General features: G+C 74.1%; 11 protein-coding genes. 10 read left to right on the top strand and 1 reads right to left on the bottom strand.

The window, feature by feature from the left end; translation table 11 throughout:
• Positions 1-19: 19 nt before the first annotated feature.
• Positions 20-1,021 (bottom strand): ferredoxin--NADP reductase, encoded by a 1,002-nt coding sequence (locus K1Y72_RS09885; protein WP_220165386.1) that lies wholly within the window; start codon positions 1,019-1,021, stop codon positions 20-22.
• A 64-nt stretch (positions 1,022-1,085) separates the two neighbouring features.
• On the opposite strand from K1Y72_RS09885, the gene K1Y72_RS09880 reads away from it, so the two are divergent.
• The 10 genes from K1Y72_RS09880 (at position 1,086) to K1Y72_RS09835 (ending at position 13,089) form a co-directional block, all read left to right on the top strand.
• The gene (locus K1Y72_RS09880) at positions 1,086-2,927 is read left to right on the top strand and encodes an AMP-binding protein (protein ID WP_220165384.1); all 1,842 of its coding nucleotides are present in this window, start codon (positions 1,086-1,088) and stop codon (positions 2,925-2,927) included.
• A gap of 35 nt (positions 2,928-2,962) precedes the next feature.
• The gene (locus K1Y72_RS09875) at positions 2,963-4,141 is read left to right on the top strand and encodes an amidohydrolase family protein (protein ID WP_220165382.1); all 1,179 of its coding nucleotides are present in this window, start codon (positions 2,963-2,965) and stop codon (positions 4,139-4,141) included.
• Entirely contained in the window at positions 4,138-5,565 is a 1,428-nt protein-coding gene (locus tag K1Y72_RS09870) for a FadD3 family acyl-CoA ligase (protein WP_220165381.1), read from the top strand. The genes K1Y72_RS09875 and K1Y72_RS09870 overlap by 4 nt, the downstream gene beginning before the upstream one ends.
• Before the next feature lie 79 nt (positions 5,566-5,644).
• The gene (locus K1Y72_RS09865) at positions 5,645-7,222 is read left to right on the top strand and encodes a methylmalonyl-CoA mutase family protein (protein ID WP_220165379.1); all 1,578 of its coding nucleotides are present in this window, start codon (positions 5,645-5,647) and stop codon (positions 7,220-7,222) included.
• Entirely contained in the window at positions 7,222-7,623 is a 402-nt protein-coding gene (locus tag K1Y72_RS09860) for a cobalamin B12-binding domain-containing protein (protein WP_220165377.1), read from the top strand. Before K1Y72_RS09865 ends, K1Y72_RS09860 begins: the two co-directional genes overlap by 1 nt.
• 69 nt (positions 7,624-7,692) lie before the next feature.
• The gene (locus tag K1Y72_RS09855) at positions 7,693-8,652 is read left to right on the top strand and encodes a TIGR03564 family F420-dependent LLM class oxidoreductase (RefSeq protein ID WP_220165375.1); all 960 of its coding nucleotides are present in this window, start codon (positions 7,693-7,695) and stop codon (positions 8,650-8,652) included.
• Positions 8,649-9,743, top strand: a complete 1,095-nt coding sequence (locus tag K1Y72_RS09850) for a CaiB/BaiF CoA transferase family protein (protein ID WP_220165373.1) — start codon at positions 8,649-8,651, stop codon at positions 9,741-9,743. The genes K1Y72_RS09855 and K1Y72_RS09850 overlap by 4 nt, the downstream gene beginning before the upstream one ends.
• Entirely contained in the window at positions 9,740-11,143 is a 1,404-nt protein-coding gene (locus tag K1Y72_RS09845; RefSeq protein ID WP_220165371.1) for a class I adenylate-forming enzyme family protein, read from the top strand. Before K1Y72_RS09850 ends, K1Y72_RS09845 begins: the two co-directional genes overlap by 4 nt.
• On the top strand, positions 11,121-12,014 hold the full coding sequence (locus K1Y72_RS09840; RefSeq protein WP_220165369.1) for an acyl-CoA dehydrogenase family protein: 894 nt from the start codon (positions 11,121-11,123) through the stop codon (positions 12,012-12,014). Before K1Y72_RS09845 ends, K1Y72_RS09840 begins: the two co-directional genes overlap by 23 nt.
• Positions 12,001-13,089: an acyl-CoA dehydrogenase family protein gene (locus tag K1Y72_RS09835; protein ID WP_220165367.1), complete on the top strand. Its 1,089-nt coding sequence runs from the start codon at positions 12,001-12,003 to the stop codon at positions 13,087-13,089. Before K1Y72_RS09840 ends, K1Y72_RS09835 begins: the two co-directional genes overlap by 14 nt.
• Position 13,090: the final 1 nt, after the last annotated feature.

Below are 13,090 nucleotides of genomic sequence, written 5' to 3'. Positions count from 1 at the left end.
CTCCTTCGCTCGTCTTTCGCTAGTCCTCGTAGACGACGGTGACGTGCGGCGTCGTGGGCTCGCCCTGGCAGGTGAGGATCCAGCCCTCGTCGACCTCGTCCTCGTCCAGCGCGTCGTTCACGCGCATCTTGGCCTCGCCGTCGGTGACGCGGGCCATGCAGGTCGCGCAGTTCCCGGCCTCGCAGGAGAAGGGCGGGGCGAGCCCGGCCCGGCGTGCGCTCTGCAGCAGCGTCTCGCCGGGATGCTGGGGGACGGTGTGCCGGCGGCCGCCGAGGACGATCGTGACGTCCCCCTCGGCGGCCGCCGCCTCGGCCACCTCGGCGGGCGGTGCCGCGGGCGCGGCGGGGCCGGCGAAGCGCTCGATGAAGATCTGCTCGGGCGGGACGCCGTGCGCGAGCAGGGCGCGCTCGGTGAGGTCCATGAACGGCCCGGGGCCGCAGATGTAGACGTCGGCGCCGGTGTCGGCGCCGACGAAGGCGCGCACCCGCTCGGGGGTGACGAGGCCGTCCCGGTCGTCCAGGTGGTGCACGACCTCGAACCGGCTCGGGTGGCGGGCCGCGAGATCGGCCAGCTCGGCGCCGAAGATGACGGCGGCGGCGTCCCGGTCGGCGATCAGCAGCCGCACCCGCCGGTCCTGCGCGGCGAGGGCGCTCTTGGCCAGCGACAGGACCGGCGTCACGCCGCTGCCGCCGCAGAACGCCACGAGCGGCGCGGCCGTCTCGCGCAGGCAGAAGACGCCGGCCGGGCGGGTCATCTCGACGACGTCGCCCGGCCCCAGGTTGTCGATCATCCAGTTCGAGACGAGGCCGCCGGGAACGCGCTTCACCGTCGTCGCGAGCGCGGTGTCGGCGTCGGGGGAGCTCGACATCGAGTAGCTGCGGAGCGCGCCGCGCACCCGCACGGTCACGAACTGCCCGGCCCGGTAGGGGAAGGGCGCGTCCAGCACGTACGTGCGGGCGTCCGCCGTCTCCTCGACGACCCGGACGACCCGCACCGGATGGAAGCCGTGATCTCGCGCCATGTATGGAATTTAGCTTCTCTCTATGTGAGAGTGCAATTCTCATCGACGGATTGGGGCTGACGCCATGCGGACGATCCCTGCCGACCTGGCCGCCAGGTACGAGGCGGAGGGCTGGTGGACCCGGGACACCCTCGGGCAGATGCTGGAGCGCGGCCTCGCCGCGGCGCCCGGCACCCCCTTCCGTGTGCACTCGGCCGAACGGCCCTGGAGCGGAACGTTCCGGGACGTGGAACTGGTCGCACGCCGGCTGGCTGCCGGCCTGCGCGAACGCGGCGTCGGACCCGGCGACGCCGTCGCTTTCCAGCTGCCGAACTGGATGGAGGCCGCGGCGGTCTTCTGGGCGTCGGCGTTCCTCGGCGCGACCGTCGTGCCGATCGTGCACTTCTACGGGCGCAAGGAGGTCGGCCACATCCTGACCGCCGTCCGCCCGCGCGTTTTCATCACCGCCGAACGCTTCGGCCGCCTTGCACACCACCCCGACCTCACCGCGAACGTCCCCACCGTCGGCATCGTCAGCGCACAAAGGGTCGGCGGCCGAGACACCAGCGGTCAAGGAGGCGGCGACGGGGACGCCGGCGGGCGAGGAAGCGATGGCCGGGACGTCAGCGGGCAAGGGGGTGGTGGCCGGGACGTCAGCGGGCTAGGAGGTGGCGGGCAAGGAGGCGGCGGCCGGGACGCTGGCGGGCAAGGGAGCGGCGGCCGGGACGCCAGCGGTCAAGGAGGTGGCGGCCGAGACACCAGCGGTCAAGGAGGCGGCGGCCGGGACACCAGCGGACAAGGATGTGGCGGGCAAGGGGGTGGTGGCCGGGAGGGCGTGGGGTGGGACTTCGGGGCGCTTCTGGCCGCCGAGCCGTTGGTCGGCGTGCTCGACGCGGCGCCGGACGGGCCCGCCCTCATCGCCTTCACCTCGGGGACCACCAGCGAGCCGAAGGGCGTCGTGCACAGCCACCGCACGCTCGGCTTCGAGACCCGCCAGCTGGCCGGCCTCTACCCGCCCGACCGCGGCCGCCAGCTCACCGCGGCGCCGGTCGGCCACTTCATCGGCATGATCAACGCGTTCCTCATCCCGGTGCTGGACGGCACCCCGGTGAACCTCGCCGACGTCTGGGATCCCGCGCAGGCGCTCCGCCTCCTCAAGGACGAGGGCCTCGCCGTCGGCGGCGGCGCGGCCTACTACATGACGAGCCTGCTCGACCACCCCGACTTCACCGAGGGGCACCTGGCGAACCTGCGGTACGCGGGCCTCGGCGGCGCGGCGGTCCCGGCGGCGGTGGCGGCCCGGCTGGAGGGGCTCGGGATCACGGTATGGCGTTCCTACGGCAGCACCGAGCATCCGTCCATCACCGGCAGCAAGGCCACCGCGCCCGCCGCCAAGCGCCTCTACACCGACGGCGACCCGCTGCCCGGCGTGGAGATCCGGCTCGCGGACGACGGCGAGATCCTGAGCCGCGGTCCCGATCTCTGTCTCGGCTACACCGACCCCGAGCTCACCGCCCGCGCCTTCGACGCCGACGGCTGGTACCGGACCGGTGACATCGGCGTCATCGACGGCGACGGCTACCTCACCATCACCGACCGCAAGGCCGACGTCATCATCCGCGGCGGCGAGAACATCAGCGCCCTGGAGGTCGAGGAGGCGCTGCTCGCCCTGCCCGCCGTCGCCGAGGCCGCCGTCGTCGCCGCGCCCGACCCGCGGCTCGGCGAGCGCGCCGCGGCGTTCGTCCGCGTCCGCCCCGGGCACCGCCCGCCCGGCCTGCCCGAGGTCCGCGAGCACCTGGACCGCCTCGGGATGGCGCGGCAGAAGTGGCCCGAGGAGCTGCACCCCGTCCAGGAGCTGCCGCGCACCGCCAGCGGCAAGGTTCAGAAGTTCATTCTCCGCCGAGACATTGCGGCCAACCGTGTATGAGAATAGCATTCTCATATTCGGCAAAGGAGGATTCCATGCCCTCGCGTGAGCTGCCCTATCCGCTGTTCGACGCCGACAACCACCTGTACGAGACCGAGGACGCGCTGACCCGGTACCTGCCGAAGCAGTACGAGAGCGCGATCCAGTACGTGCAGGTGAACGGCCGTACCAAGATCGCCATCCGGGGCCAGATCAGCGACTACATCCCGAACCCGACCTTCGAGGTCGTCGCCCGGCCGGGCGCGATGGAGGAGTACTTCCGCAACGGCAACCCCGAGGGCAAGAGCCGCCGGGAGATCTTCGGCAAGCCGATGCGCTCCATCCCGGCCTTCCGCGAGCCGCAGCCGCGCCTGGAGCTGATGGACGAGCTCGGCATCCAGCGCACCCTCATGTTCCCGACGCTCGCGAGCCTCATCGAGGAGCGCATGCGCGACGACCCCGAGCTGATCCACATCGTCGTGCACTCCCTCAACCAGTGGCTGCACGAGACCTGGTCCTTCAACTACAAGGACCGCATCTTCACCACGCCCGTCATCAGCCTGCCCATCGTCGACAAGGCGATCGCCGAGCTGGACTGGTGCCTGGAGCGCGGCGCGAAGACGGTGCTGATCCGGCCCGCGCCCGTCCCCGGCTACCGGGGCCCGCGCTCGTTCGCGCTGCCGGAGTTCGACCCGTTCTGGAGGCGCGTCGTGGACGAGGGCATCGTCGTCGGCATGCACTCCTCCGACAGCGGCTACAGCCGGTACGCCAACGACTGGGAGGGCCACGGCGCGGAGATGCTGCCGTTCAAGACCAACGCCTTCCGGATGCTCGGCGAGTGGCGGCCGGTCACCGACGCGGTCGGGTCGATGGCCTGCCACGGCCTGCTCACCCGGTTCCCCGACCTGAAGATCGCGGTCATCGAGAACGGCTCGTCCTGGGTGGCACCGCTGCTCGGCCAGCTCGCCGACGTTCACAAGAAGGCCCCCGAGGCGTTCGGCGAGGACCCGGTCGAAGCGGTCAAGCGCACCCTGCACGTCAGCCCGTTCTGGGAGGAGGACATGGTCGACCTCGCCGGCCTCATCGGCGTCGAGCGGGTGCTGTTCGGCTCCGACTACCCCCACCCCGAGGGCCTCGCCGACCCGGTCAGCTACGTCGACGCCCTCAGCGGCTTCGGCGAGGCCGACCAGGCCAAGATCATGGGCGGCAACCTGGCCCGCTTGATGTCGGTATGACCTGGCCGACCATCTCCCGGATGGTCCTGGACGCGGCGGAGCGGTTCGGGGACGCCGAGGCGGTGGTGGACGGGCCGCTCCGCCTCACCTTCACCGAGCTGGCCGAACGCGTCCGCGTCGCCGCCGGCGCCTACGCCTCCTTCGGCGTGGAGCCGGGCGACCGGATGGCGGTGTGGGCGCCCAACTCCGCCGAGTGGATCATCGCGGCGTTCGGGCTGCTCGCCGCCGGCGGCGTGCTGGTCCCGATCAACACCCGGTTCAAGGCCGACGAGGCGGGCGACATCATCCGGCGGAGCGGGGCCAAGGGCGTCCTCGTCCGGCCCGGCTTCCTCGGCGCGGACTACACCGCCCCGGACGGCGTCCCGGCCATCGACATCACCTCGGACTTCCTGGGCAGCGGGACGCCGCTGGAGCGCCACGGCGAGGGCGACGACGTCTGCGACATCATGTTCACCTCGGGCACGACCGGCCGCCCGAAGGGCGTCATGATGACGCACGCCCAGACGCTGCGGATGTACGCCGAGTGGTGCGACCTCGCCGACCTGCGGCGCGGCGACCGCTACCTGATCGTCAACCCGTTCTTCCACATCTTCGGGTACAAGGCGGGCTGCGTCGCCTCGCTCATCCGGGGCGCGACGATCCTGCCGGTCGCGGTGTTCGAGGTGGAGCGCGTCCTCGACCTGGTCGAGCGGGAGCGCGTGACGATGCTGCCCGGCCCGCCGACGCTCTATCACGCGCTGCTGGACGCGGCCGGCGAGCGCGACCTGTCGTCGCTGCGGGCGGCGGTGACCGGCGCCGCCGACATCCCGGTGGAGCTGATCCGGCGCGTACGCGAGGAGCTGCCCTTCCAGTCGATCATGACGGGGTACGGGCTCACCGAGGCCGGCACCGCCACCGCGTCCCGGGCCGGCGACACCTTCGAGGACATCGCCACGACCGTCGGCACGCCCTGCGACGGCCTGGAGGTGCGGATCGCGCCCGACGGCGAGGTCCTCGTGCGCGGCTACAGCGTCATGAAGGGCTACCTCGACGACCCCGCCGCGACGGCCGAGGCGATCGACCCCGACGGGTGGCTGCGCACCGGCGACCTCGGCGAGCTGGACGCGCGCGGCCACCTGAAGATCACCGGACGCAAGAAGGACATGTTCATCGTCGGCGGCTTCAACGCCTACCCCGCCGAGATCGAGGGCTTCCTGCTGGAGCATCCCGGGGTCGCGCAGGTCGCCGTCGTCGGCGTGCCCGACGAGCGGCTCGGCCAGGTCGGCCGGGCGTACGTGGTGCGCCGGGGCGAGCTGTCGGCCGACGACCTGATCGCCTGGAGCCGCACCCGGATGGCGGGCTTCAAGGTGCCACGGACCGTGCGGTTCCTCGACGAGCTGCCGGTCAACGCCACCGGCAAGGTCATGAAGGACCTGCTGCGATGACCGCCGCCCGACCCTGCGGAAATATCATTCTCATCTACGGTATTGGCATTCTCGTAAACTGGAAGTAGCGTAATCGGCGATGGACGACTTCGCGCACACCTCCTCGGGCGTCCCGGTGCGTCCGGTCTACGGGCCGGACGACCGGGCCGCCGACCCGCCCCCGCCGGGCGCCTTCCCCTTCACCCGCGGCAACTACCCGACGGGCTACCGGGGCCGGCTCTGGACGATCCGGCAGTACTCGGGTTTCGGCACGGCCGAGGAGTCCAACCGCCGCTACCGCTACCTGCTCGACCAGGGCGGCACCGGCCTGTCGGTGGCGCTGGACCTGCCGACGCAGTGCGGCTACGACTCCGACCATCCCGAGGTCGGCGAGGAGGTCGGCCGCGTCGGCGTCGCGGTCGACACCCTCGCCGACGCCGAGATCCTGTTCGCCGGCATCCCGCTGGACCGGATCAGCACCAGCTTCACCATCAACGGCACGGCCGCGATCCTGCTGGCGCTCTACGTGGCGGCCGCCGAGCGCGCGGGCGTGCCCCGGGCGAAGCTGACCGGCACGATCCAGAACGACATCCTCAAGGAGTACGCCTCGCGCGGCACCTGGATCTGGCCGCCGGACCCCTCGCTGCGGCTGATCGCCGACACGATCGAGTTCTGCGCGGCCGAGGTGCCCCGGTTCAACGCCATCTCGGTGGCGGGCGCGCACTTCCGCGACGCGGGCGCGACCGCCGTCCAGGAGATGGCGTTCACCCTCGCCGACGGCGTGGTGTACTGCGACACCGTCCTGGAGCGCGGCCGCCTGACCATCGAGCGATTCGCGCCGCAGGTGTCGTTCTTCTTCTACACCCACGGCGACTTCTTCGAGGAGATCGCCAAGTACCGGGCGGGCCGCCGCCGCTGGGCGACGATCGTCCGCGAGCGCTACGGCGCGACCACCGGCAAGGCGTCGATGTTCCGCTTCGGGTGCGTGGCGGGCGGCGCGTCGCTGTACGCGCCGCAGGCGCACAACAACATCGTGCGGGTGGCCTACGAGGCGATGGCCTCGGTCCTCGGCGGCGTCCAGTCGATGTTCACCGCGGCCTGGGACGAGCCGTTCGCGCTGCCGAGCGAGGAGTCGGCGACGCTGGCGCTCCGCACCCAGCAGATCCTCGCGCACGAGACCGGCGTCGCCCGCGTCGCCGACCCGCTCGGCGGCTCCTACTTCGTCGAGGCCCTGACCGACGCCACCGAGGAGCGCATCACCCAGGTGATGGCCGACATCGAGGGGCACGGCGGCATGGTCCGCGCGATCGAGGACGGCTACCTGCAGCGCCTCATCGCCGACGAGGCGTTCCGCCTGCACCGCGACGTCGAGTCGGGCGAGCGCCCGGTCGTCGGCGTCAACCGCTTCGCCACCGGCGAGCCGGTCCCCGAAACCGCCGCCTACGCGCTGGACGCCGCCGGCCGCGAGCGGCAGCTGAAACGCCTCGCCCGGGTGAAGGCCGAACGCGACGCCGCCGCCGTCCGCGCCCGCCTGGACGATCTCGCCCGCGCCGCCGAGGGCGACACCAACCTCATGGGCCCCCTGATCGACTGCGCCGGCGCGTACTGCACCGTGGGCGAGATGGTCGCGACCCTCACCGGCGTGTGGGGCGAGTTCCAGCAGCCGGTGGTGTTCTGATGCCGGCCCGGGTGCTCGTCGCCAAGCCCGGCCTGGACGGCCACGACCGCGGCGCCAAGATCGTCGCGCGGGCGCTGCGCGACGCCGGCCTGGAAGTGATCTACACCGGGATCCGGCGGCGGGTCGAGGAGATCGTGGCGATCGCGCTGCAGGAGGACGTCGCCGTCGTCGGCCTCAGCATCCTGTCCGGCGCCCACGTCGCGCTGACCGCCCGCGTCACCGCGGCGCTGCGCGAGGCGGGCGCCGGGGACGTGACCGTCGTCGTCGGCGGCACCATCCCCGCCGCCGACGTCCCGCTCCTGAAGGAGGCGGGCGCCGCGGCGGTCTTCCCGACCGGCACGCCGCTGGACGAGCTGGTGGCCGAGGTCCGCGCGCTCGCCGCCGCGGCCGCCTCGCCCTGATCCCGCCCCACCCTCGCCCTGCCCCGCCCCGCCACCGGGCGGGCCGAACCGTGGAGACCTGGAGGAAGCGTGCGGATCGGTGTGATGACCGGCCCGGACCGGGGCGACCCGGCCCGGAAGATCGGCCGGATGGTCGAGGACGTGCGGTGGGCCGAGGAGGCGGGCCTCGCGACCGTCTGGGTGCCGCAGCTCCCGACCGACCTCGACGCCCTCGTCACGGTCGCGCTGCTCGGGGCCCGCACGTCCCGCATCGAGATCGGCACCGCCGTCGTCCCGCTGCAGGCCCAGCACCCGGTCGCGCTGGCCCGGCAGGCGATCGCGGCGCAGGCCGCCGCCCCCGGGCGGGTCGCGCTCGGCGTCGGGCCCTCCCACCACTGGATCGTGCGCGACATGCTCGGCCTGCCCTACGAGCGGCCCGCCGCCTACACCCGTGACTACCTGGAGGTCCTCGCCGCCGCGCTGGCGGGCCCCGGCCCGGTGAACGTGGAGAACGCGACGTTCACCGTGCACAACCCTCTGGACCTCGCCCCCGTCGGCGGCCCGCTGCCGGTGCTGGTGGCGGCGCTCGGCCCCGTCATGCTGACGATCGCGGGGGAGCGGGCCGACGGGACGGTGCTGTGGATGGCCGACGAGCGCGCCGTCGGCGAGCACGTCGTGCCCCGCATCACCAAGGCCGCCGAGAACGCCGGCCGGCCCGCGCCGCGCGTCGTCGCGGGCGTCCCGGTCTGCCTGTGCCGGCCGGGGGAGGTCGCGGCGGCGCGCGAGCGCGCCAACCGCATCCTCGGCGAGGCCGAGATCTCCCCCAACTACCAGCGCCTGCTGGAGCACGGCGACGCCACCGACATCGGCGGTCTCTGCGCGGCGGGCGACGAGGCGGCGATCGCCGCCCGGCTCCGCCGGTTCGCCGACGCCGGAGTCACCGACCTGTCGGTACGGCTGCTGCCGATCGGCGAGACCCGCGACGAGCTGGTCGCCTCCAAGCGCCGCACCCGCGAGATGCTCGCCGCGCTCGCCGCGGACCTGCCGTGAGCGGGAGCCCGCCCGTGACGGCCGGGCCGCTCGCCGGCGTCCGCGTCCTGGAGGTCGGCCACATGCTGGCGGGCCCCTACGCGACGATGCTGCTCGCCGACCTCGGCGCCGAGGTCACCAAGATCGAGCCGGCCGGCGGGGACATCTCCCGGCAGGTCGGCGACGCCTACTTCGCCAGCCTGAACCGCGGCAAGCGGAGCGTCCGCCTGGACCTCGGGACGCCCGCCGGGCAGGAGCGCCTCGGCGAGCTGGCCGCCGGCGCGCACGCCCTGCTGGCCAACCTGAAGCCGTCGGCGATCCGCCGCCTCGGCCTCACCTACGACGCGCTGCGCCGCTGGAACGAGCGGCTCGTCTGCGTCGCGCTCACCGGCTTCGGCATGGACGCCGGCGACGTCCCGGCGTTCGACTACATCGTCCAGGCCGCCACCGGCGTGGCCGCCCTCACCGGCGATCCGGACGGCCCGCCGACGCTGCCCGGCTACTCCTCGGCCGACAACAGCGCGGGCCTCGCCGCCGCCCTCGGCCTGCTCGCGCAGATCGTCTCCGGGCGCGGCGGACAGGTCGAGGTGTCGCTGCGGGACGTGATGCTGTCCCAGCTGAACTACCGGGCGTCAGCCTACCTCAACGACGGCGCCGAGCCGCGCCGGCTGGCGATGGGCGCGCACTCCTACTACGTCCCCGCCCAGCTCTTCCCGACCGCGGACGGCCACCTGGCCCTGTTCGTCACCCACGACGCGTTCTGGAAGAGCTTCTGCGCCGAAGCGGGCGTCTCGGGCTTCACGACGATGGCCGAGCGCGCCGCCCACCGCGACGAGGTGCTGGCCCTGGTGACCCGCGCGCTCGCCGCCGACACCGCCGACGGCTGGGAGACGCGGCTGCGGGCGCGCGGCGTCCCCGTCGCAGCGGTGCGGACGCTCCCCGAAGCGCTCGCCGCGACCCCCGAGGCCGTCGTGTCGGCGGGCGGGTTCCGGCTGGTCGGCAGCCCGATCCGCGCCGCCGGGCACGCACCCGCCTACGGCCCCCCGCCCCACCTCGGCGAACACGACAGACGGGAGCCCCCGATGGCGCCATCCGCAGGCGGCGCGCCGTGAGCGCGCCGACCGTCCTCGCCTTCGACGAGCAGGAGTACACCAGGGAGCGGCTGGACGCGCTGGCCGGCGGGCTCGCCGCCGTCCTCGCCGCCCGCGGCGTCGGGCCGGGCGACCGGGTGGCGCTCATGTCGTCCAACCGGCCCGAGTTCGTCGTCGCCGTCCACGCGATCTGGCGGCTCGGCGCGGCGGTCGTGCTGCTCAGCCCCGCGTGGAAGCGGGCCGAGGTCGAGCACGCCCTCGCCGTCACCCGCCCGGCGCACGCCGCCGGCGACCATCCCGTCCTCGCCGGGCTCATGCCCATGCTGCACCTGGACGCGCCGTTCGCGGCGGCCCCGGCGGACGCGCCCGTTCCCGACCGGCGTGCCGACGCGGTGCTGGTGTTCAGCTCCGGGACGACCGGGATGCCGAAGGCGGTCCGCCACACGCACGGCTCGCTGGCGGCGGCCGTCCGGCACTGGCGGGACGCGCTCGGCCTCACCGCCGCCGACCGCATCCAGATCACCACGCCGCCCTCGCACATCCTCGGGCTGCTCAACATCGTCACCGCGCTGGAGGCCGGCGCCTGGACGCGCCTGCACCGCCGCTTCGACCTGGAGCGCATGCTGCACCACATCGAGGCCGACCGCATCACCGTGGAGATGGCCGTCGCGCCGATCGCGCTCGCGCTCGCCTCCCACCCGAAGCTGGAGGAGCACGACCTGTCCTCGCTGCGCTACATCATGTGGGGCGCGACGCCGGTCGCCCCGGAGATCGCCGAGACCGTCACGCGCCGCACCGGCGTCGGCTGGGTGCCCGCCTACGGGACGAGCGAGCTGCCCGTCATCGCCTGCAACCCGATCGGCGACGCCCGGCTGGACTCGGTCGGGCGCCCCGTCCCGGGCGTCCTGCTGCGCGTCGTGTCGCTGGACACCGGCGAGCCGGTCGGGCCCGGCGGCGTCGGCGAGATCGAGGCGCGCGCGGAGTCGCTGATGGCCGGCTACCTGCCGGCGGAGGCGACCGCCGAGGCCCTGCACGACGGCTGGTACCGCACCGGCGACGTCGGGAGCCTGGACGCCGGCGGGCGGCTCCGGCTCACCGACCGGTCCAAAGAGATGATCAAGGTGCGGGGGTTCCAGGTCGCGCCCGCCGAGGTCGAGGCCGTCCTGCACGGCCACCCCGCCGTCGCCGACTGCGCGGTGTTCGGCGTGCCCGACGCCGCCGACGGCGAGGCCGTCGTCGCGGCCGTCGCCCCGGCCGGCGACGTCGACCCCGCCGAGCTGGTCGCGCTCGTCGGCGACCGGCTCGCCTCCTACAAGCGGCCGCGCCGGGTGGTGCTGGTGCCCGAGATCCCCCGGCTGCCGTCGGGCAAGGTGCTGCGGCGGGTCCTCAAGGAGAGCCATGGACGCCCGGTTGACCGCTGAGCAGCGCGAGCTGCGCGACGCCGCGGCGCGGCTCGCCGCCGACCTCGGCCCGAAGTCGGTCCTCGACCTGGCCGACGCCGAACGCGCCGCCCGCCTGGAGAAGGCCGTCGCGGCGACCGGCTGGCGTACGCTCCGCTCGGACGGCGCGTCCGGCGTCGAGGTCGCGCTCGTCGCCGAGGAGTTCGGCCGCGGCCTCGTCGACGCGCCGTTCCTCGGCCCGTCCCTCGCCGACGACCTGCGCCCCGGCGCGCCGGGCACCACGATCGCCGCCGGCGGCACGGCCGTCGACGCCAAAGGCTGCACCGAGGCCGTGGTCTTGGACGGTGCCGAGGTCCGCGCGGGCGACGTCGGCGCGCCCGTCCCCGGCGCCGACCTGACCCGGGTGAACGCCGCGATCACCGGCCCGCTGCGCGCCGTCGCCGAGCCGCCGCCCGAGCACGCCGCCCGCTGGCCCGCGCTGGCGATCGTCGTCACCTGCGCCGACCTGGTCGGCGCGGCGCGCGGCGCGCACGCGCTGGCCTGCGATTACGCCAAGGTCCGCGAGCAGTACGGGCGGGCGATCGGCGCGAACCAGGCCGTCGCGCACCCGCTGGCCGAGGGCCTCGCGCTCATCGAGGGCTCGGTGAGCGTGCTGCGGCACGCGGCGTGGGCGGTGGACGAGCTGCCCGCCGCCGACGCCCTGCGGGCCGCTCGCATCGCCAAGGTCTACTGCGCGGACGCCGCCCGGACCGTCTGCGAGACGGCGGTGCAGGTGCACGGCGGCATCGGCAACACCTGGGACTGCCTGGCCCACGTGTTCCTGCGGCGGGCGCTCGCCTCCGCCCACCTGTTCCCGGTCCGCCTGGAGGAGATCGACCTTGGACTATCGTGACGCGCCCGCCGAGGCCGCCTTCCGCGAGCGGCTGCGCGCCTGGCTCGCCGAGCGCGCCGCGGACTTCCCCACCTCGGGCGACGACTACTGGACCCGCCAGGGCGACTGGCACCGCGCCCTCTACGGGGCCGGGTTCTTCGGCCTGTCCTGGCCGCGCGAGCACGGCGGCCAGGAGCTGCCGCCCGTCTACGACGTCATCCTCGACGAGGAGCTGGCCCGCGCGGGCGCGCCGCCCCGCCCGAGCCTCGGCTACCTCGTGCAGGGGCTCGGCCGGCACGGCTCGGCGGAGCTGCGGCGCCGCTTTCTCCCCGGGATGATCGCCGGGACCGAGCGCTGGTGCCAGGGCTTCAGCGAGCCCGGCGCGGGCTCCGACCTCGCCTCCCTCACCACCACCGCCGCCCGCGACGGCGACGCCTACGTCGTGCACGGCCACAAGATCTGGACGAGCTACTCCGACGTCGCCGACCACTGCCTGCTGCTCGCCCGCACCGACCCGGACGCGCCCCGCCACAAAGGCATCTCCGCCTTCGTCATCGCGATGGACCAGCCCGGCGTCGAGCAGCGCCCGCTCCGCATGATCAACGGGGTGACCACCGAGTTCGGCCAGGTGCTGTTCGACGGGGCCCGCGTCCCCGCCGACCGGATGGTCGGCGCGCCCGGCGAGGGCTGGGCGCTCGCGATGACCGTCGTCGGGCACGAGCGCGAGCCGTCCACGCTCGGCTACGCGGCCCGCTACGGCAAGGTCGTCCGCGAGCTCGCCGCGCGGACCGGCGACGCGCCGCCGCGCGAGCTCGCCTGGGCGGCCGTGCAGACCGAGATGCTCCGCCTGCACGTGCGGCGGCGGCTGTCCGAGCAGCTCGACGGCGTCGTCCACGGCCCCGACGGGTCGCTGGACAAGCTGCTGATGACCTGGGCCGAGCAGGCCGTCGGGCACGCCGCGCTCGCCGTGGGCGGCGCCGCCGACCCCGACCTGCTCGCCACCTACCTCTACAGCCGGGCCCAGAGCGTCATGGGCGGGACCTCGCAGATCCAGAAGAACATCATCGCCGCGCGCATCCTCGGATTGGGAGCCTGAC

The organism is Actinomadura parmotrematis, from assembly GCF_019458805.1.
Classification (GTDB): domain Bacteria; phylum Actinomycetota; class Actinomycetes; order Streptosporangiales; family Streptosporangiaceae; genus Spirillospora; species Spirillospora parmotrematis.
Note: the sequence above shows the minus strand (reverse complement) of the source record. Positions and strands in the feature narration are given on the sequence as shown.

Excerpts from the sequence above, each read along its gene's own strand:
- K1Y72_RS09885 (WP_220165386.1), bottom strand. The coding sequence starts at position 1,021 with ATGGCGCGAGATCACGGCTTCCATCCGGTGCGGGTCGTCCGGGTCGTC.
- K1Y72_RS09880 (WP_220165384.1), top strand. The coding sequence starts at position 1,086 with ATGCGGACGATCCCTGCCGACCTGGCCGCCAGGTACGAGGCGGAGGGC.
- K1Y72_RS09875 (WP_220165382.1), top strand. The coding sequence starts at position 2,963 with ATGCCCTCGCGTGAGCTGCCCTATCCGCTGTTCGACGCCGACAACCAC.
- K1Y72_RS09870 (WP_220165381.1), top strand. The coding sequence starts at position 4,138 with ATGACCTGGCCGACCATCTCCCGGATGGTCCTGGACGCGGCGGAGCGG.
- K1Y72_RS09865 (WP_220165379.1), top strand. The coding sequence starts at position 5,645 with ATGGACGACTTCGCGCACACCTCCTCGGGCGTCCCGGTGCGTCCGGTC.
- K1Y72_RS09860 (WP_220165377.1), top strand. The coding sequence starts at position 7,222 with ATGCCGGCCCGGGTGCTCGTCGCCAAGCCCGGCCTGGACGGCCACGAC.
- K1Y72_RS09840 (WP_220165369.1), top strand. The coding sequence starts at position 11,121 with ATGGACGCCCGGTTGACCGCTGAGCAGCGCGAGCTGCGCGACGCCGCG.